This window comes from Sphaerisporangium aureirubrum (assembly GCF_042658925.1).
GTDB classification, from domain to species: domain Bacteria; phylum Actinomycetota; class Actinomycetes; order Streptosporangiales; family Streptosporangiaceae; genus Sphaerisporangium; species Sphaerisporangium aureirubrum.
Genome location: NZ_JBHSRF010000007.1, coordinates 22,525 through 41,078, shown reverse-complemented (window position 1 = coordinate 41,078; position 18,554 = coordinate 22,525). Strand labels below are relative to the sequence as shown.

The window sequence follows — 18,554 nt, the reverse complement described above, 5'->3', positions numbered from 1 at the left end:
CGTGGGGATCGCCGCCCGCCTACAGGAGGCTTACTACCGGTTCACCGGCCGGGCCGAGCTCGCCGAGGTGAAGCGTGCCTATCGCTTGACGGTCGAGCACCTGCAGGAGTCCGTCGCCGGCCTCGAGGCACGCGCCTACGAGCCGGGCTGGCAGCTCATGACGGCCCACGCCGAGCAGGAGTTCACCCGCGCAGGCCTCAAGCAGATCTCCTCCGTGAACCGTGTCATGGCGATCAAGAACCCGCTGATCAAGCGCGGCATCGCGCTGCGCACCGCCTACGTCTGGGGCCAGGGCGTCCAGGTCTCAGCCCGGGCCGCCGGGAAGAAGAGCGGCCCACGGCGCCGCGGGCAGCAGGACGTCAACTCGGTGATCCAGGCGTTCATGGACGATCCCGGCAACCGCCGGGTCTTGTTCAGCCAGCAGGCCCACGAGGACCTCGAGCGCGCCCTCGGCACCGATGGGAACCTGTTCTTCGCGGGGTTCACCAACCCGCGCACCGGCCGGGTGCAGGTCCGCATCGTGCCGTGGGACGAGATTTCCGATGTGATCAGCAATCCCGACGACGCGTCCGAGGTCTGGTTCTACCGCCGGTCCTGGACGACCCCGCAGGGCGGCACGCAGGAGGCGTACTACCCGGCGATGGGCTACTGGCCCAAGGTTCGGCCACGGGTCATCGGGTTCCGCGGCATCGGTGACAGCGCCGTGCTCCCCATCCAATGGGACTCCCCGATCAAGCACGTCGCCGTTAACAGCCCGCTGCACTGGAAGTGGGGCCTCGGCGACGTCTACGCCGCGGTCGACTGGGCGAACGCCTACCGCGAGTTCCTCACCGACTGGGCCCGTCTGGTCAAAGCGCTGAGCAGGTTCGCGTGGCGCCTCACCTCCCGCGGCAGCAAGCAGGCCGCAGCCAAGGCCAAGGTCGCGTCCGCGCCTAGCACTGACCCGCTGACCGGCGAAGCCCGCTTCGCCGGCGCCACAGCGCTCATGTCGCCCGACATGGCACTGGAGGCCATCCCTAAGTCCGGCGCCACGATCGACTCCGAATCCGGCCGGCCACTCGCCGCGATGACCGCCTCAGCGCTCGACGTCCCGGTCACCATGCTCCTCGGCGACCCCGGGACGACCGGCGCCCGGGCCGTGGCCGAGACACTCGACCAGCCGACCGAGCTGGCCATGACGATGCGCCGCGAACTGTGGGCGGACTTCATGCGCGACCTGTTCGGCTACGTCATCGACCAGGCGGTCAGGGCACCCGACGGGCCACTGAAGGGTGTTGTCCGGCGCGAACCCGACGGCCGCGAGGTCATCGAGCTCGCAGGGAAGACCGACCGCACCATCGACATCACCTGGCCGAGCCTGGACTCGATCGACGCCGGGCAGATCGTGAAGGCGATCGTGGAGGCCGATGGCACGCAGTACCTGCCGCCGCTGATCGTAGTCCGGCTGCTGCTGCAGGCCCTCGGGGTGCGCGACGTCGACGAGATCCTGGCCACCCTCACCGACGACCAGGGCCGGTTCCTACGGCCGGACGGCGCCGGCGGCGGGTCCGGGCAGGCGGCCGCAGACGCCTTCCGCCAGGGGCAGGATCCGGCGGCGGCGTTCGGCGGCGGAGATGCCTCACCCCCAGCCCCGGCCGACGAGGACACCCCGGAGGAGGATCTGGTGCAGAGCCGCCTGAGCGGGGACAGCGCACAGCTGGTGCCGGCGTGATCGAGGCGCCACCCAGCCTGGACCAGCGACAGCAGGGTGAGGCCTGATCATGGCGCTGCACATCGTGCCCGTAGCCGAGTCCTCGCGTCACACACCATCACCGAGCTGCGCCTGTCGCCCCGCCCATAAGCGGGTGGTGCACGACGGTGTTCGCCGCATGGCGATCGTGCACAGGCGAGGGGGCAGGGGTGGCGATCACCGAACGGACCCTGGCCCTGGTCCGGGAGATGCGCGCGAACCTCGACCGGATCGTTGACGACCAGACCCGGGCCACCACCAAGGCGTGGGTGCGCGCGTGGGACGAACTTATCTCCGCGTTCAACGCCGCCGCCGACGAGCTCATCACGTCGGCCGTCGGCGGCCAGTGGCCCTCGCGCCGCCAAATCGCCCGCGCCGGCCGTACGCAGCGGGCGCTCGACCTGGCCGCACGCAGCCTCGCCGAGCTCGCGCTCAAGGCCAGCAGCGACGTCGCCCAGGCTGCGTGGCAAGCCGTCTGGCTCGCGGTCGAGGCCACCCTGCCGATCCTGCGCTCCCAGATGCCCACCAGCCCCCGGGCGCAGGCTGGGATCCGGTGGGACCGGCTCGACGAGGCGGCCGTCGAGGCCATCGTCAAGCGCACCACCCAGCAGATCACCGCCCGCCACCGGCCCCTCGCCGCAGACGCCACCGAGGCGATGCGCCGGGAACTCATCCGCGGGGTGGTCGTCGGGGACAACCCTCGCGACGCGGCCCGCCGCATGGTGAAACGCTGCGAAGGCGCGTTCAACGGCGGCTTGGCGAGGGCCACGAACATCGCCCGCACCGAGATGCTCGACGCGCACCGCGCCGGCGCCCAAGCCGCCCAGGACGCCAACGCCTCCACCCTCGCCGGATGGGTGTGGACAGCCGAGCTCACAGCACGCACGTGCGCTTCATGCTGGGCTCAGCACGGCAGGGTCCACCCGCTCGAGGAACCGGGCCCGCTGGATCACCAGTCCGGCCGCTGCGCCCGTACCCCCAAGACCAAGACGTGGCGCGAGCTCGGCATCGACCTTGACGAGCCCGAGGACGTCATCCCCGACGCCCGGGCCGCGTTCGCCACGCTGTCCCGCGCCGAGCAGCTCGCCATCCTCGGGCCCGCGCGGCTCGGCATGCTCGAGGACGGCGAGATCAGCTGGGAGCAGCTGACCACCCGCCGGAGTACCGACGGGTGGCGCGACTCCTACCACGTGACCCCGCTCGCAGTGCTGAACCGCGGCTGACCGCTACGGCAGCGGAATGTTGATCCAGCCCTCCTGCTGGTCCCACTTCAGCCGCAGCTCTCTGGGGGCGTCGATCTGGTACGCCGAGGTGATGGTGAACGACACCGAGGCGTGCGCCTCGATCACCGCTCCCTCGGGAAGTCGGCGCGCCAGGTCCTGGAACGGCGCCCCATCGGCCGTCACCCCGGTCGCCCTCGACCTGCCGACGTTACGCAGCACATACTCGCTGCCCCTGCTACGGGTGATGATCCACTCGATGGTGCTGGTGCTCATGATCACGTACTCCTGTGTCTCGACTCCGAGTCGCATTCGCGCCACCTCGCGCGACGTCCGGATCGCCGCCTCGAACTAGCAACGCGGCGAACGGTACACATCGCCGGCCTTAACGTCCCCGCCTGCCGATCCGGCCGGGGCAATCCCCGAGACGGAGGGGCCGTGTCGAACCCTGACCTGCTGAAACTGCTCGCGATCATCCTGCTCGGCGCGGCCTCGGTCTTCGCCATCACCCGGAAATCCTGGGTCGCGGCGCTGGTCTGCGCCGCCGGCGTCTGCCTTCTGCTCGCTGGCCACCCGCTCCTTCACTTCTGACCCTTCGAGGACTGACCATGCCCGAACGGCAGCTCCTGGCGGCGGCCGCCCACGCACATCTGCCTGCGGATCCCGCGGCGATCCAGGAGCACCTTCCCGGCCGTCACGACCAGAGCAGTCATGCGAGGAAAGGCCGCGGCACGTCATCGGCAGGCGCCACCAGTACGGCAGGCGGCAAGCCCTCGGCGCCCCGCCGCCCGGCATCCGGTGGCAGCTCCGGCAGCGGGACCCGCGCCGCAGGCCCGGCGCCCGCCAAGGACACCAAGACGCCCGCCAAGCAGACCACGGCGCCCGCGCGGGACAAGAAGTGGCTGAACGACCACTACGGAGAATGGCGCGACAGCCTGTCCCCGGCGCAGGACAGGGCCCTCGGCTTCTACCAGTCCCCGGGCTTCGCGTTGATGAACGGGCAGCTCAGAGGCCTCGACAAGGCCGACATCAAGGCCAGCGTCAGCTTCAACGACGCAGATCTGGCCCGCGCCGCGAAGGCCAGCAAGGACCTGAAGGCGGCCATCCGGAAAGCACCGCCCCTCACCGAGGCCATGACGGTGTACCGGGGATTCTCGGCTGACCAATTCGGTGACCTCAAGGCCGGCCAGATGGTGTCCGACCGGGGATTCGTCTCGACGAGCATCACGCCGGATGTCGGCTCGGTGGGCCAGGTCGCGCGGCAGGCGACCGCTGAGATCACGCTCCCGGTGGGCACCAAGGCCGCCGCCGGATCCACCCGGGAAATGATCCTGCCGCCCGGCAGCAAGTTCCGCGTCCTCGACGTCTCCGACCGCAATGGCACGCCTCACGTCAGGATGGAGATGATCTTGTGAGCGACCGGTTTGCTTGGCAGGCAGACGAACTGCTCCTGGACGGCGGCGTGGAGGAGACAGCGCCGGGGGCCTTCGAGCCGGGGCTGGAGCGGCAGCTCCTGACCGAGGCCACGGCCGGCTTCGGCGCCATCCAGCAGACCCAGGCCATCCCCGGGCGGCGCCGGGTACTGCTCATCCAGCCAGGGTGGGGCTCCTCCGGGTACTACAGCGAAGCCCTGCTCAAGCGCGACGGTCCGAAGACGTGGCCGGCGGGCACGCAGAACTTTGTCAACCACCCCACTGCCTCCGAAGAGGCCGAGCGGCCCGAACGTGCCGTCGAAGACTGGGCGTCCGTGTTGATCACCGACCCGGTATGGGACCCGGTCGAGCGGGGACTGGTCGCCGAGGTGCAGATCTTCCCGCAGTGGCAGTGGCTCCTCAACGAGGAGTTCCTCAAGCAGGTCGGCCTATCCATCCGGGCGACCGGCACGGTCGAGTTCGGCGAGGCCGAGGGCCGGGAAGGGCCGATCGTCACCTCGCTCGCGGAGGGAATCTCAGTCGACTGGGTGACCAAAGCCGGAGCCGGTGGCCGGGTGCTGCAGCTGATCGAGTCGGCGCGGGAAGCCCTTGTGGAACGCCAGTACGATCGTGCGTCCGATGGGCGTTTCGGGCACGTCCCCGGCAATCATGGCCATTCAGGGAAGTCGGACGGCGGCGATTCGGGCGGTGGCTCGCGTGACGGCGGGCCACCCAAGGGTGGGAACGACTCACCCATCACCCTGCGGATCTCAAGCGGCGACCCCGAGGTCGACGCCAAGCGGGTGGCCGCACTTCAGGCCAAGTTAGACAAGATCGACAGGGACAACGCGGCGAAGGCGGCGAAGGCGGCCGAGCGCACGCGCACCGGCGCCGTCGACGACAACGCGGTCAACCGCCGAGCCTATGTTCCCCGTGCCGCAGCCTTCGACGACCGCGACGACGCCATGACGACGACGGTCACCTACGAGGAAATCCCGACCAAATCCGGCAACCTCATCGCCTACCGGGTGGCGGGCAACAACGACCACACCTATGTCAAGAGCGGCGACCAGACCGTCGTCCTCAACGACGGCGAAATCGAAGAGATCGAACGTACTGTCGACAACCCTTTGGGGCAGGGCGGCGAGGACGACGAGAACGAAGGCAGCGATGGGCCTCTGGTCGGACCCGACGGCTACCACTTCGGGTCCGTCGCCCACGCCGGAGGCAGAGGCAACCGGATGGCCGTCAACATCGACGGTGAGCCCGCTTTCGAGCTTTCCCCGAAGGAAGCCCGCGACCTCCTCAAGGCGCACGAGGGCATGCGGAATTCCCGGCGGCTCATGGCCGGCAACGACGCGGTCGACCTGATCAGCGACAAGCACGGCGGCGTCACGCTGAGAACCAAGGGCGAAGACGGCAAGGCGACCAAGGTGAAACTCCGCCCTTCCAGCGCGGAGCGCCTCACGAGCGCCATCAGCGACCTCAACGACGGCATCGAGGGCGAGCCTCTGAAGGTCAAAACCTCGGACGGTACGTTCGTCGCCGCACGGAACGGTGAGGGTGAGGACGCCGTCATGACGCTCACCCTCCCTAGCGGACAGACGCTCATCTTCGACTCCCAGGAACAGCAATGGGAGCTCCAGGGCGCACTCGTGGATGTGCTCAACGAGTCAGAGAGGCGCGGCACGGGCGGCGCCGGGACAGTCCCCCTCCGGGAGGCCCGCAATGTCGGCGCCTGGCTGGAGTCCCGGCTGCACCTGTCGTTTACGCAGCTCACCGACGACATGTACGGCGACGGGCGGCTCACCCGGGAGGAACGGATCGCCCTGTCGGGTGCGATCGGGGACGCCTTGGCCGCCTTCACTGGCCGGGTGGAGGCCGACCAGCCGCAGCTGTACCAGCGCGGCCCCTACGACGACCCCGGCACCGCGGTGACGGAACCCACCCAGCTCGGCGAGGCCGAGCTGACCGCCAACGACCTGCGTGACGCCCTGTGCACCGCACTCAAGGCGGTGCACGGCGGCAAGGACGTGTGGGTCTGGGAACGCGACCACACCGACTCCTGGGTCGTGTTCACCGTCGAACCCTCAGCGGAGTCCGGCCAGTCCGGCACGCCCGGCCTGTACCAGCAGACCTACACCGTCGACGCCGACACCCGCGCCATCACCCTCACCGGCGAACCCATCGCGGTCACCGCGACCACGACGTACACGCCGGCCCCCAAGTCCAGCGACGAGGGCGCCACGGCGGCCGTCGCGGAGAACGACCCGGGCACCGCGCCCACCCCCACCCCCCAGAAGGAGAGCGAGATGCCCGAGCTCACCGAAGAGCAGGCGCAGCAGCTGGTCGAAGCCGCAACCGCCAGCCTGACCACCCGGCTCGAGGAGGCCATGAACCGGCTCACCACGGCCGCCACCCAGATCGAGACCCTCACTGAGCGGGTCGACCGCGCTGACGCCCGCGCGGCCGCGTCCGACGCCGAGACCCAGCGGCTGCGCAACGACAACGCCGCCCGCGCGGCGGTGACCGAGGCGCTGAGGGACAGCAGCCTGCCGGCTCGGTCCCACACCCGGGTCACCACGGAGGTGTGCCGCGACCTGCCGACCCTGGAGAACGGCGACCTCGACACCGCCGCGCTGACCGAGTCCATCACCGCGGCGATCAACGGCGAACGCAGCTACGCCGCCGGGCTGCTGGAGGACAGCGGCGTCGGCCACGTCCGCGGCCTGGGCGAATCCCGCGACACCAAGCCCAAGCCGGAGGTCGACCCCGCGGTGATCACCGCGCTGGAGGAGTCCTACCAGGCCCGCGGTTTCACCCCCGAAGCGGCGCGGGCCGCGGCCCTCGGCCGCCCCTGACCTGAAAGGAAACCCCTGATGGCGACCAACATCCTGTTCGAGGACGGCGACCAGCTGCGCCTCGTCTGCTCCGCCCCCGCCACTCCGAACTCCGGGGACCCGGTGCTGGTGGGCCAGCTTCCTGGCGTCGCGCTCACCAAGGAGGACTCGGCCGGCTACACCACCGTCAAGCTCAACGGCGTCGCCGAGCTGCCGGTGAAGGGCGAGACCACGACCAACGCGGCCGTCACCTACGGCGACGTCCTCTACTACGACTCGGGCGTGATCAACAAGGACTCCACCAACGGGGTCCGATTCGGATACGCGCTCGGCGCGGTCAACTCCGGCGCCACCACCAAGATCCCCGTCAAGATCGGCTACTGAGGAGCCCGCCCCCATGACCGCCACCCTGTTCGAATCGGCCGTCAACCGTATCGACGCCAACGCGTTCGAGATCCAGGAGACGTTCGGCGGGCTGCGCCGGGTGTCCCCCGGTAGCCAGCGCAGAAGCCCCCAGTACATGGCCCGGCTGCTCGAGGTCGAGCAGTTCATGGACGAGATCCGCACCGGCCGCCGCCACGTGAACCACTTCAGCGAGGCCATGAGCACCAGCGACTTCCCGCTGATGTTCGCCGACTCCCTCGACCGGCAGCTGTACGCCGCGTACGAGGGGATCACGCCCGTCTGGCAGAACTACGCCCGGGCGGCGACCGTCAACTCCTTCCTCACGGTGAAGCGGTTCGCCACCAGCGGTATCCGCGGCCGACTCAAGAAGGTCAACGAGCTCGCCGAGTTCGAACGGCGCTCGCAGTCCGAGAAGGTCTACGAGTACGGCGTCGACAAGTACGAGGCTGGCTTCGCGCTCAGCTGGGAAGCCATGATCAACGACGACCTCGACGCATTCGTGCGGCTCCCGCAGGACCTGGCTCAGTCCGCCACGGACTCCGAGGACGCGTTCGTCACCGAGCTGTTCTGCGACAACTCCGGCCCGCACGCCTCGCACTACACCGTCGACAACAACAACATCCTCACCGGCAACCCGCCTCTGAGCCGCGACAGCCTGCAGGCGGGCATCACCCTGCTGATGAAGCGCAAGGACGAGCGCGGTAACCCGATCGCCATCAGGGGCGTGCGACTGGTCGTCGGCACCGGCCTGCTGCTCACCGCGCAGGAGATCATCGACACCAGCGAGTACCACGTCGTCGACGGGACCGGCAACGTCCGCGTCATCCGGGGCAACGGTGTGGCCGCCGGCCTCACGATCGACCACAACAACTGGATCGACTCGATCGCCACCACGGCGAACGCGGACACCTCCTGGTGGCTGTTCGCTGCCCCCAGTGGTGTGCGCCCGGCGCTGGAGTTCGGCCGGCTGAGGGGGTACGAGGCGCCGGCGCTGTTCGAGAAGGTTCCCGACACGCGTCGGATCGGTGGCGGCGAGGAGCCGTACTCCTTCGACACCGAGGCCAGCGAGAAGAAGATCAAGCACGTCTACGGCGGGACCTTCGTCGACGAGCGCATGACCATCGCGTCCAACGGCTCCGGCTCCTGACCATGGGGCTTCCCCCGGAACTCGCCCTCGACAGGCTCGACCGGCCGATTCACCGGCAGGACAAGTACCTGGCAGCCATGTGCTACCTGCTCACCGATCTCAACGGGCTGCTGGAGCAGATCCGCGACCGGCTCCCCGAACCCACTAGTACGGCGCCCGAGGGCGGCACAGTGGAGCTGAGGGAGCCGGTTTCCCCGGGGGAGCCGGTTCCATCGAGCGAGAGAGGGCTGGTCCGCCAGGCGGATGCCGCCGAACCGGCCCCGGACGTGGCCCCCCGGAAACCCGCCAGCACGGCGCGTCCCCGCAGGTCCACGACCAAGGCCTCCCGCAGCCGAACGGCAACCAAAAAGGAGGAGGTGCCCGATGGCAGCGCCTAGGGCCAAGTACTACGGCGACAAGCCGCAGCCCATCACCGTCCTGAAGGGCACCGCGACCCTGGACTTCCCCAGCATCGCGGCCGCCACCAGCGCCGAACTGACCATCACCGTCACCGGCGCCGCGGTGGGGAACGCTGTCGCGCTCGCCCCCCCGGCGACGCTCACCGCGGGCCTGGTGGCCTTCGGCCGGGTCACGGCGACCAACACCGTCACCGTGCGCCTGGCCAATGTCACCGCCTCGGCAATCGACCCGGCGTCGGCCACCTGGGGCGCGTCGGTCATTCAGACCTGACATGCCGATCGACTACACCACCCCGGTCGGCAAGGTCCGGCTGCTCATCCCGGACACCGACCCGGTGACCCAGCTGCTCAGCGACCCCCAGATCGAGGGGTTCCTCGCGATCGAGGGCGGCGACGTCAAGCGCGCCGTAGCCCAGGCCCTCGACGCGATCGCGTCGTCCGAGGCGATGATCTCCAAGAAACTCACGATCGATGGCCGCTCGACCGACGGGCCGGCGGTAGCCGCCGAGCTCCGTGCCCGAGCGGCCGAACTTCGCCGGCAGGTCGACGCCGGAGAAGGCGACGACTCGGTGGGTTTCGACGTGGTGGACTTCGATCCGATGCTCGGCATCCGGGGCTACCAGGGATCCTCGCTCCTGCACTGACGGGAGGCTCGAGGTGCCGTTCGCAGGGCATACGCCGATCCATCAGCGCTGGTCGGAGTTTCATCGGCCGGTGGCTACCGGCACCCAGACCGGGGCGTGCCGTATCACCCGCCGAACCGGCAGCGCCGGAACTCTCGGCGGGGACCTGGTCTGGCACCCCGGGACCACGCGCGTCACCGTCTACACCGGCACCTGCCACATCGCGCCCCCCAACCCCGTCGGCTACCAGAACGTCGGTGAACGCCGCACCGGCACCACCGACTACCAGGTCGCCATCGCGTCGGATGCCCCCGAGATCCTCGACGGCGACGACGTCGAGGTCCTGGCGGCCGAGGACTCCGAGCTGGTCGGCCGTCACCTGCGGGTGACCAGCGCGCTCGGCGACGGCGGCACCCAGCAGTGGGAGCGGCTGCTGACCTGCGTCCAGGACACCACCAACCGGGAGCAGTGATGGCGGAGATCGAGTTCGACGAGGTCATCACCCACTTTCGGCGCATCGAGAAGGCCACGGCCGAGGTCCTGACCAAGAGCGTCCTGATCGTGGAGAAGACCAGCCACAACACCGTCGCCTATGCCCAGGGCCTGGTGCGAGTCGACACCGGGAACCTGCGCAGCACGATCGGGGCCGACCTCGACGGCGACGGCATGGGGTTCGAGGCCGGGCCGACGGCCGAGTACGGGGCGGACGTCGAGTACGGGACCCGGCCACATGTGATCAGACCCAGTCAGAAGAAGGCCCTGTTCTGGGAGGGCGGTGAGCACCCGGTGCGCAAGGTGAACCACCCGGGGACCGCGCCGCAGCCCTACATGCGGCCTGCGTTCGACCGGGCGACGCGGGAGTTCGACGCGGCCATCGACGCGGTCGTCCGGGACGCGTTCTCATGACGGTCAGCGCCCCGGCGCCGGCCGCGCCTCACACCGACGCGTTCAAGGCGGCGCTCCTCGCGGCCGATATCGCTGTCGACGTCGCCGTCGCCCCAGCCGGCGCGGGCTGGCAGGGAGAGCCGGACGACTCGGCGTTCGTGCCTTACGGCGTGCTGTTCCCAAGCCCTGGCCACACAGACGGCGACCTGTCCGACCCGAACACCTACTTCGACTACGAGGTACAGCTCACCGTCGTGGGGGCCACCGCGGGGCAGGCCGAACGCCTGCTGGATCTGGTCAAGGCCACGCTCGTCGGCCGCCAACTGGCGGTGACCGGCCGCAACTCCTACCGGGTGCAGCTCGAGGAGGGCGGCCGGCCGCTCACACGCGACGAGACGGTCCAGCCGCCTGAGTACTACTCCAGCGTCCTGCTCAGCCTCCGCACCGGCCCCGCCTAACCCGCCACCCCTCCCCTTTCTTTCGTCTGCCCGGCACACCCAGGTGCGCGGGCTTTTTCGCATGCCTGGAGGAGCCCCTCGTGGCCACACGCGACATGCAAACCCCGAGCCCGGGCGGCACGCAGCTGACCTTTTACAGCGCCGCGTCGGGCGACAAGATCCGCGGTCTGCGGAACAAGCCCGGCCGGATGTTCGTCAACAACGCTTCCGGCGGCTCGATCAACATCACCTTCTCCCCGCCCGGCAGCACCAGCTACGGGTCCACCAACCCCACCAAGGTCGTCCCCTGCGCCGCCGGCGCGATCACCGAGATCACGCTGCTGCCCGAGTACCGGGACGCGACCGACGGCTACAACATCGCGGTCGCCTGGTCTGCGACCTCCAGCGTGACGTGGGCGGTGAGCCGCTGATGGCGCGCCGCATGATCCCGGTCCGCAACAAGGAGACCGGCCTGACCGCGCTGGTGTCCGCGCGGGCCTTCCGCTACTTCGCCGACTCCCACGAGCGGACCGACGAGACCAGCGACGCCCCGCCCGAGCAGGCCTCGACGGTTCAGGACGCCCCCCAGGAGCCGGGTCCGCAGGACACCGCCCAGCCCACCACCAAGTCCCAGCGCCGCGCCGCGGCCGCCGACCCCAAGGAGTAGCCGATGGCCGGCGCAGACCTTCTCGGCGATGGCAACGTCAAGGCGACCTTCGCCCTGACGATCGCCGACATCGAAAACCCCACCGCGAGCGAGCTGAACGCGGGGGTCGACCTGCAGGAGTACATCACCAAGACCGGGCTCGACATCCAGCCCGACCAGGCCAGCGTCGACAACACCGCGCTCGCGTCCCGTACCGAGACCGAGGACGCCGGCACGGTGTCCTACAAGATCGAACTGACGTGCAAGCGCAAGCAGGTCGCGCTCGAGGACATCGCCTGGAACACCCTGGCGGACGGCCAGCTCGGCTACCTCGCGGTGCGGCGCAACCTGCCGCACGAGACCGCGTGGGCTGCCGGGCAGGACGCCGAGATCCACCCGGTCCGGTGCGGCCGCCCGAACATGCAGCCGCCTGAGCTCAACACGCCGCAGGTCTTCAAGAGCAAGCTGTTCAACCACTCCGAGTCGGCGCCCGCGGCGGAGGTGGCGGCGTGACAGAGATGAAGGTCGAGGACATCCTCGGGCAGCTCAAGCGGCCTGAGAAGTCGGTTCCGCTGTGTCTGCGGGCGGACCTGCAGGCGGAGTTCGACGAGCTGGAGAGGAAGCTGCGTGCCGCGCAGCAGGCCCCCGACTCGGACTCGCTGGCCGGCAGCGGGTCTGTGGCCCGGCAGATCGCCCAGGACATCGAGGCGCTGCGCGCGAAGATGCGGAAGCACATCGTCGACATCCGGCTGCGTGCCCTGACGCGGAAGGAATGGTCGGACCTGATCAAGCGGCACCCGCCGCGCAAGGGTCACTCGGACGACGTCAACGTCAACGGCGAGACGTTCGGGATCGCGGCGCTGGCCGAGTGTGCGCAGTCGCCGAAGATGACCGAGGCGCAGGCCGGGGAGCTGGTCGACGCGATGACCCACGGCCAGTGGGAAACCCTGTACAACGCCGTGCTGAGCCTGAACGCGGGGTCGGTGGATGTCCCTTTCTCCGTCGCTGCATCCGTGCTGGTGGGCGACATGCCGAGGAGTTAGAGCTCGCCGCGGCATACGGGATTCCGCGGTCCAAGCTGCTGGGCCGGGAGCCCATGGAGACGACGACCTTCCACTACGACGCCGCCGGGCTGCTCACGCACACCGTGACCGTCCGCGAGCCGGAGTGGCTGGAAGACGACGTCGCCTGGGCCCTGGCCTGGCGGCAGGAACAGGCCGGCAAGTGCCCCGGGTGCGGGCTGCAGCTGGAGGAGACCACGAATCCCGCCAACGACGGCCGGTATGTGGTTCCACTGCCGGTGCGCTGTTTCGCCTGCACTCCGATCGCGGAGGCGCACACGATCTACGCGAAATCCCCACCCGGGCTGCTGATCCACGCGGAGCTCCCCGAGGGCGCCGAGTAGGCCTACTGCACGGGGTAGGTGAAGACGGCGAGCAGGATGGCGATGATGCCGAGGGCCAGCCCTGCGATGGCGGTGCCGCGGGTGACCGCGCCGTTCCTGGCGACGAACAGACCGGTGATGCCGCAGACGGCGGAGATGATCCCCAAGATCACATCGAGTCCGTTCGCGGCGGGCACGAAGAGCAGGACACAGCTGATGATTCCCAGGACCAGCGCAGCGGTGCCGAGGCCGTTACTGGCCGGCGCCCCGCGGTGCGACGCCGGTGGGCTGGGCGGCGGTGCGGTGTGCTGCGGATACCCCTGCGGTGCCGGCTGCTGGGGGTAGGCAGAGTGATCGGGTTCGGGAATGTACGGCTGGCTCATGTGTGGCTCCCGGTCGCAGGGCGGTTATGCGGCCCCCCGGCCCGCACCGATGAAGATGACACGTTCCCGACACAGCCGGTTGGCAAATCGCCCCAGATTGTTACCTGAGTGACAGATGAGGCGGGGGTGGTCCGCTGTGACCGACCGCACCGTCGTTACCAGGCTTCGTCTCGATGTGACCCAGTTCGTGGCCGGCGAAAGCAAGGTCAAGGGCAGTCTCGGTGATCTGAACAGGCAGTTCGCGCAGAGCGCGGGGGCTGCGGAGGGATTCCGGAAGAAGCTCGAGTCGGCGTTCAAGGCCCTCCCGAAGATCAAGCTCGATGCGGATTCCAGCCCAGCTGAGGTCAAGGTCGCCGAGCTACGCGCCAAGCTGCAGACCCTCGCGGCCCAGAAGATCGGGGTCGACCTCGACCCCAGCGCCGCGCTGCTCCAGATGGATCAAATCCAGCGCGAACTGGAGGAGATCGAGCGGCACACCAGCTTCGAGGTCCGGGCCGACGTCGGCCGCGCGCTGGCGGAGCTGGAGTCGGTGGTCCGCGAGGCTCAGCGGCTCGACGACACCACCGTCCAGGTAGACGTCGAGGTCGGCGGCGGGGCGTTCGCGGAGAAGCTGCGGGCCCAGGTCGAGGCCGCGGCCCGGTCGCTGCCGAAGATCCGCCTGGATGCGGACTCGACTCCGGCGCAGGTCAAGGTCGCCGAGCTGCGGACCCGCCTGGACACCCTGGCGGGCAAACGCATCGGGATCGACATCGACGCCGCGGCCGCGCTGGCGGAGATGGCGGCGGTCCGCGCTGAGCTGGAGCAACTGGATGGCGACTCGGTCACCATCGACGTCCGGGCCGACGCCGCGGCGGCCGCGGCCGCGCTCGCGGCGGTCAGCGGCGAGGTTTCCAGGCTGGACGGCCGGTCCGCGACGGTGCGGGTCGGCGCGGATGTGGCGGGCGCGCTGGCCGGGATCGCCACGGTGGCCGCCGCGCTGGCGTCGCTGCCGGCGGCGACGGTGGCTTTGGCGGGCGCGGCCGGGCTGGGTGCGGCGTTCGGGGCCGCAGGCGCGGGTGCGCTGGGTTTCGCGGCTGTGGCCGTACCGTCCTTGGGCCGGGTGAACGAGGCCCTCAAGCAGACGGAATCCGCTGCGGGTGGCGCGGGTGGTGCGACCAAGTCGCTGGCGCAGGCGCAAGCCGAGGCGGCGTCGCGGGCTCTTGGGCTGGCGGAAGCGCAGAACCGTGTGCGGGATGCCGCGGTCGCGGTCGCGCAGGCCAAGCGTGCCCTGAAGTCCAGCATCGACGACGTCACCCGCGCCCAGGAGGACGAGCGCCGCGCCGCCGAGGACCTGGCGCGGGCCGTCGAGGACAGCGCCCGCCGCCACGCGGAGGCGTTGCGGCAGGTCGGGGACGCGGAGCGTTCCGTACGTGACGCCCAGGCCGATGCGTTGCGCGCCCAGCAGAACCTCAACGACGCCCGTCAGCAAGCGGTCCGCGACGCCCAGGACCTGGCCAGCCGCCTGGCGAACACCCAGATCGACCAGCGGCAGGCCGTGCTCGACCTCAGCGATGCGCAGGCCCGGCTGAACGCCACCCTGGCCGATCCGCGGGCCACGGCCGCCCAGAAGGAACAGGCGCAGATCAACTACGACCGCGCCCAGCGGCGTATCGAGGATCTGCGGCTCCAGGTGCAGCGACTGCAGGCCGAGCAGGCCGAGTCCGACCGGGTCGGAGTCGAAGGCTCCAAGCGGGTCCAGGACGCCAAGGACGCCCTGGCGCAGGCGAACGAGCGGGTGCTGCAGGCCGAGCAGAAGCTGGTCGACGCCCAGGCGAACGTCGCGCGCGTCGCTCAGGAGAACGCACGCCGGGTCGCGGACGCGCAGCGGCAGCTGGCCGATTCGCACCGCCGGGTCGCTGAGGCGCAGGAGAAGGTGATCAGCGCCCAGGAGCGGCTCGCGAAGACCCAGCGTGACGAACTGGTTGCGGCGCAGCGGCTCAAGCTGGAGCGGCTGCAGGCCAAGGCCGCGCTGGACAAGGTAGGCGGCGCGGCCGGTGGCGCGGCGTCCAAGATGAACGAGCTGTCCAAGCGGGAGAGAGAACTCGCCCGGGACGTCAAAGACTTCCAGGACGCCTACCTGGAGTGGCAGCGGCAGCTGCAGCCTGACGTGTTCCCGGTGATCTCCGAGGGCCTGGACATCATCGAGGGGCAGCTGCCCCGGATCAGTCCGCTGGTACGGACCGCGGGCCGGTCGTTCCTCGATTTCGAAGAGGACGCCAGCGAGGCCCTGGAGAAGCCGATCTTCGACACGCTGCTGTGGAACCTCAACACCGCGATCCCCGGAGCGGTCAGCGGCCTAGGCGCGAGCTTCCTCAACGTGATCACCGGGGCGGCCGGCGTCGTGAACGCCTTCCTGCCGTTCGCGCCGACTGTCGTGGGCGGTATCGAGGCTGCGTCGAAGCGGTGGGCAGAGTGGGGTACTCAGCTGCAGAACTCGCCCCAGTTCCACGAGTTCATCGCGTTCGTGAAGACGAACGCCCCCGAGGTGTGGCGGCTGATCAAGGACATCGCCACCGCCGGTGGGGACATCGTGGCAGCGCTGACGCCGCTCGGCGTCGGGAGCCTCGGCGGGCTGGGGCTGCTGGCGCGGATCGTCTCGGGGATGGACCCGGGGCATATCCAGGCCATAGCTCTCGCGGTGGCGGCCATCTACACGGCAGTCAAGGTCGGCGGAATGGTCGGTAAGGGTGTCGAGCTGGTCGGCACTCTGGGCCGCAACGCCGAGTCCACCGGCAAGCACGCCGCCGGTGCGCGAGGCAAGCTCGTCGGGTTCGCCGACAGTATGTCCGGCCTGGGTTTGAAGGCCGGGATCGCTTCGGGGGGACTGGTCATCCTCGGGGCCAAGTTCGCGGCCATCGAAAACGCCGCTGGGCGGTATGCGGAGAAGACCGCCGCTCTCGGCGGGGACGATCTCGCGCGCCAGATCGCTGCGGTGAACGCCGAGCTGGCCAAGCAGGAAAAGCAGATCGGGTTCCAGCTGTTCGGGAAGCTCGCCTTCTCCCAGGCGTCAGCGGATGCGGCCAACCGGGCGGATGCGCTCCGGGAGAAGCTGGATGACCTGACGTACCAGCAGGAACTGGAGGCCATCCACGCCAAGCAGGCCGCCGGGGCGACGTCGGGACTGGGGGAGCAGGCCGGTATCGCGGCCGGCGGCGTTGGAGGTCTGAACGACCGAGTCGGTGATCTTCAAAACTCTTTCAATGCTTTCGCAGGTCGAACAGACGCCCTCACAGCACTGCAAAACATGCGGCAGGCATACAAGGACGCCAGCGACGCTATCGAAGCGTCGAATGGCAAGCTGGAAATCAACGCCAGGATGACCGACGCGCAGCGCGACGCTGTTATCCGGGCCCGCGAACAATTCGCGACGTATCTCCAGCGAGTTAAGGACGGCGCGGACGCGCAGGCGTCGTTGTCGGGCAAAACGACCGACTCGACGAAAACGATCCTCGAGCAGCTGCCTAAAATGATGGAGCTCGCGGGCAAGAATAAGGAGGCGCGCGAGCAGGTCCTGAAGCTCGCCGAGGCGTACGGGATTTCCCGGCAGGATGCGATCAAGGCTGCTGGCAGCGTCGATGCGTTAAAGAAGCTGCTCGACAAGCTGAAGTCCAAGCAGATCAAGATCGATGCTGACACCAAGGCCGCTGAAGACAAACTGAAGCGGCTTTATGATTGGCAGCTGAAGATCTTCGGGATCAACAAGGAACTGCCGAACGGAATCGCCGCACCACCGAAGTCGAAGAAAAAGTCAGACGGCGGCGTTTCATTTGACCCGTTTGCCGAGGGCGGTATCCGGTATTTCGCATCCGGCGCGGAGAACCACGTCGCGCAGATCGCCCCGGCCGGGGCATGGCGAGTATGGGCCGAACCTGAAACCGGTGGCGAGAGCTACATCCCGCTGGCACCGAGCAAGCGGGAACGCTCGACCGCGGTCCTGGCCGAGACGGCGAACATCATGGGCTACCAGCTGCTGCCTGCTGGGAAGCTCGGACTGATCGCGATGGGCAACGGCGGCCTGGTCGCGGGCGCGTCGACGCCGGTGGTGTCGACCGGGTCGGCGACCGGTGGCCTGACGGTGTCGATCAGCAACCTCGGCTCCATGACCGCGGCCCTGGACGCGACCAGCCGGACTCTTGCCGAGCAGCTCGCCGGGGCGTCCGGCCGGCTGCTCGACACCCTGGGCGATGGCGCCCCGATCACGCGGACGATCGATGCGGTGGGCAAGACCGCCGACAAGGTGGCCGGCGCGACCGGGAAGGCGGCCACGACCACGGCGGCGGGCACGGCGAAACTCACCACGGCGATCACCGGGCTGACGACGGCGATCACGAAGCTGACCGCCGCGGTGTCCAAGGCTGGAGGGGTCGCCAAGTCCGGCACCGGCGGTGGTGGGAGTGGGACGACCAAGCCCAAGCCGAAGGCGAAGGACGTTCGTACCGACCCCAACGACGTCACCTACGACCGTGGGCCCAAGCCCAAAGCGAAGGCCGATTCGACGAAGCGGACCAGTGTCGGGCGGCCCGGCAAACCCCAGGCCAAGCCTAAGCCGACCAATCAGGTCGAGCCCTACGCCGGTGGCGGCGGTGGTGGTGACTACATCGTCGGCGAGGCGGCGTACGCGGGGTCGATGGCAGGTGTGACCGCCGCGGCGACGTCGTTCGGTCAGGCGGCCGGGCAGGCGTTCGGGTCGGTGATGGCCGGGTCGTCGCAGCGGTCGCTGCCGATCAGCGGCACCGGGTCTGGCGGGACCCGGCCGGTGAAGCGGTCGGCGCCGCAGATGGGCGGCGGCGGGATGTCGTACGGCGGGCCGTACGGCGCGGGGCCTGCTGAGCAGGGCCCGCTGGCCGGCCGCCTGGCGCGCGAAGCGGCCGGCAAGGGCGGCCGGGACGCTCCGCTGATCGGGACCTACAACGCCGCACCCAACGACTCGCCGCGCAAGGTCGTCGAGGCGATCAACTTCGAGCAGCGCCGCCGGTAGTCCGCCCGGCCCGGCGGCGCGCTCCCTT

21 protein-coding genes are annotated in these 18,554 nt (G+C 69.5%); 19 read left to right on the top strand and 2 right to left on the bottom strand.

Annotated features, from left to right (window positions below; translation table 11 throughout):
• The first annotated feature begins 1 nt into the window (after window position 1).
• Window positions 2-1,711 (top strand): hypothetical protein, encoded by a 1,710-nt coding sequence (locus ACFP1K_RS07150; RefSeq protein WP_380748233.1) that lies wholly within the window; start codon window positions 2-4, stop codon window positions 1,709-1,711.
• Between the two features lie 188 nt (window positions 1,712-1,899).
• Complete coding sequence (locus tag ACFP1K_RS07145; protein ID WP_380748231.1) at window positions 1,900-2,952, top strand: phage minor head protein; 1,053 nt, start codon at window positions 1,900-1,902, stop codon at window positions 2,950-2,952.
• Between the two features lie 3 nt (window positions 2,953-2,955).
• On the opposite strand, the gene ACFP1K_RS07140 is transcribed toward ACFP1K_RS07145, so the two are convergent.
• Complete coding sequence (locus ACFP1K_RS07140) at window positions 2,956-3,261, bottom strand: hypothetical protein (RefSeq protein ID WP_380748229.1); 306 nt, start codon at window positions 3,259-3,261, stop codon at window positions 2,956-2,958.
• 126 nt (window positions 3,262-3,387) lie between these two features.
• On the opposite strand from ACFP1K_RS07140, the gene ACFP1K_RS07135 reads away from it, so the two are divergent.
• From ACFP1K_RS07135 to ACFP1K_RS07060, 16 genes are all read left to right on the top strand, one after another.
• Window positions 3,388-3,540: a hypothetical protein gene (locus ACFP1K_RS07135; RefSeq protein WP_380748227.1), complete on the top strand. Its 153-nt coding sequence runs from the start codon at window positions 3,388-3,390 to the stop codon at window positions 3,538-3,540.
• Window positions 3,541-3,557: 17 nt separating this feature from the next.
• Window positions 3,558-4,364 carry an ADP-ribosyltransferase gene (locus ACFP1K_RS07130; RefSeq protein WP_380748225.1) on the top strand — a complete coding sequence of 269 codons (807 nt, stop codon included), beginning with the start codon at window positions 3,558-3,560 and terminating at the stop codon, window positions 4,362-4,364.
• Window positions 4,361-7,222 carry a hypothetical protein gene (locus ACFP1K_RS07125; protein WP_380748223.1) on the top strand — a complete coding sequence of 954 codons (2,862 nt, stop codon included), beginning with the start codon at window positions 4,361-4,363 and terminating at the stop codon, window positions 7,220-7,222. Before ACFP1K_RS07130 ends, ACFP1K_RS07125 begins: the two co-directional genes overlap by 4 nt.
• Before the next feature lie 18 nt (window positions 7,223-7,240).
• Window positions 7,241-7,585, top strand: coding sequence for a DUF2190 family protein (locus ACFP1K_RS07120; RefSeq protein ID WP_380748221.1), 345 nt, complete (start codon window positions 7,241-7,243; stop codon window positions 7,583-7,585).
• A gap of 13 nt (window positions 7,586-7,598) precedes the next feature.
• Window positions 7,599-8,753 carry a phage major capsid protein gene (locus tag ACFP1K_RS07115; RefSeq protein WP_380748219.1) on the top strand — a complete coding sequence of 385 codons (1,155 nt, stop codon included), beginning with the start codon at window positions 7,599-7,601 and terminating at the stop codon, window positions 8,751-8,753.
• A gap of 2 nt (window positions 8,754-8,755) precedes the next feature.
• A complete protein-coding gene (locus ACFP1K_RS07110) occupies window positions 8,756-9,130 on the top strand; it encodes a hypothetical protein (protein WP_380748217.1) in 375 nt (124 codons plus the stop codon).
• Window positions 9,117-9,422, top strand: a complete 306-nt coding sequence (locus ACFP1K_RS07105; RefSeq protein WP_380748215.1) for a hypothetical protein — start codon at window positions 9,117-9,119, stop codon at window positions 9,420-9,422. Before ACFP1K_RS07110 ends, ACFP1K_RS07105 begins: the two co-directional genes overlap by 14 nt.
• A 1-nt stretch (window position 9,423) precedes the next feature.
• Complete coding sequence (locus ACFP1K_RS07100; RefSeq protein ID WP_380748213.1) at window positions 9,424-9,795, top strand: hypothetical protein; 372 nt, start codon at window positions 9,424-9,426, stop codon at window positions 9,793-9,795.
• A gap of 70 nt (window positions 9,796-9,865) precedes the next feature.
• The gene (locus ACFP1K_RS07095; protein WP_380748211.1) at window positions 9,866-10,246 is read left to right on the top strand and encodes a DUF6093 family protein; all 381 of its coding nucleotides are present in this window, start codon (window positions 9,866-9,868) and stop codon (window positions 10,244-10,246) included.
• Window positions 10,246-10,680: a hypothetical protein gene (locus ACFP1K_RS07090; RefSeq protein WP_380748209.1), complete on the top strand. Its 435-nt coding sequence runs from the start codon at window positions 10,246-10,248 to the stop codon at window positions 10,678-10,680. Before ACFP1K_RS07095 ends, ACFP1K_RS07090 begins: the two co-directional genes overlap by 1 nt.
• Window positions 10,677-11,117, top strand: coding sequence for a hypothetical protein (locus ACFP1K_RS07085; RefSeq protein ID WP_380748207.1), 441 nt, complete (start codon window positions 10,677-10,679; stop codon window positions 11,115-11,117). The genes ACFP1K_RS07090 and ACFP1K_RS07085 overlap by 4 nt, the downstream gene beginning before the upstream one ends.
• Before the next feature lie 80 nt (window positions 11,118-11,197).
• Window positions 11,198-11,527 (top strand): hypothetical protein, encoded by a 330-nt coding sequence (locus ACFP1K_RS07080; RefSeq protein WP_380748205.1) that lies wholly within the window; start codon window positions 11,198-11,200, stop codon window positions 11,525-11,527.
• On the top strand, window positions 11,527-11,763 hold the full coding sequence (locus tag ACFP1K_RS07075; RefSeq protein ID WP_380748203.1) for a hypothetical protein: 237 nt from the start codon (window positions 11,527-11,529) through the stop codon (window positions 11,761-11,763). The genes ACFP1K_RS07080 and ACFP1K_RS07075 overlap by 1 nt, the downstream gene beginning before the upstream one ends.
• 3 nt (window positions 11,764-11,766) lie before the next feature.
• Window positions 11,767-12,255 (top strand): phage tail tube protein, encoded by a 489-nt coding sequence (locus ACFP1K_RS07070; RefSeq protein WP_380748201.1) that lies wholly within the window; start codon window positions 11,767-11,769, stop codon window positions 12,253-12,255.
• Window positions 12,252-12,785 carry a hypothetical protein gene (locus ACFP1K_RS07065; protein WP_380748199.1) on the top strand — a complete coding sequence of 178 codons (534 nt, stop codon included), beginning with the start codon at window positions 12,252-12,254 and terminating at the stop codon, window positions 12,783-12,785. Before ACFP1K_RS07070 ends, ACFP1K_RS07065 begins: the two co-directional genes overlap by 4 nt.
• Before the next feature lie 53 nt (window positions 12,786-12,838).
• On the top strand, window positions 12,839-13,147 hold the full coding sequence (locus ACFP1K_RS07060; RefSeq protein WP_380748197.1) for a hypothetical protein: 309 nt from the start codon (window positions 12,839-12,841) through the stop codon (window positions 13,145-13,147).
• Window positions 13,148-13,149: 2 nt separating this feature from the next.
• On the opposite strand, the gene ACFP1K_RS07055 is transcribed toward ACFP1K_RS07060, so the two are convergent.
• The gene (locus tag ACFP1K_RS07055; RefSeq protein ID WP_380748195.1) at window positions 13,150-13,509 is read right to left on the bottom strand and encodes a DUF4190 domain-containing protein; all 360 of its coding nucleotides are present in this window, start codon (window positions 13,507-13,509) and stop codon (window positions 13,150-13,152) included.
• Between the two features lie 136 nt (window positions 13,510-13,645).
• Between ACFP1K_RS07055 and ACFP1K_RS07050 the strand changes: the two genes are divergently transcribed.
• The gene (locus ACFP1K_RS07050; protein WP_380748193.1) at window positions 13,646-18,526 is read left to right on the top strand and encodes a hypothetical protein; all 4,881 of its coding nucleotides are present in this window, start codon (window positions 13,646-13,648) and stop codon (window positions 18,524-18,526) included.
• Window positions 18,527-18,554: the final 28 nt, after the last annotated feature.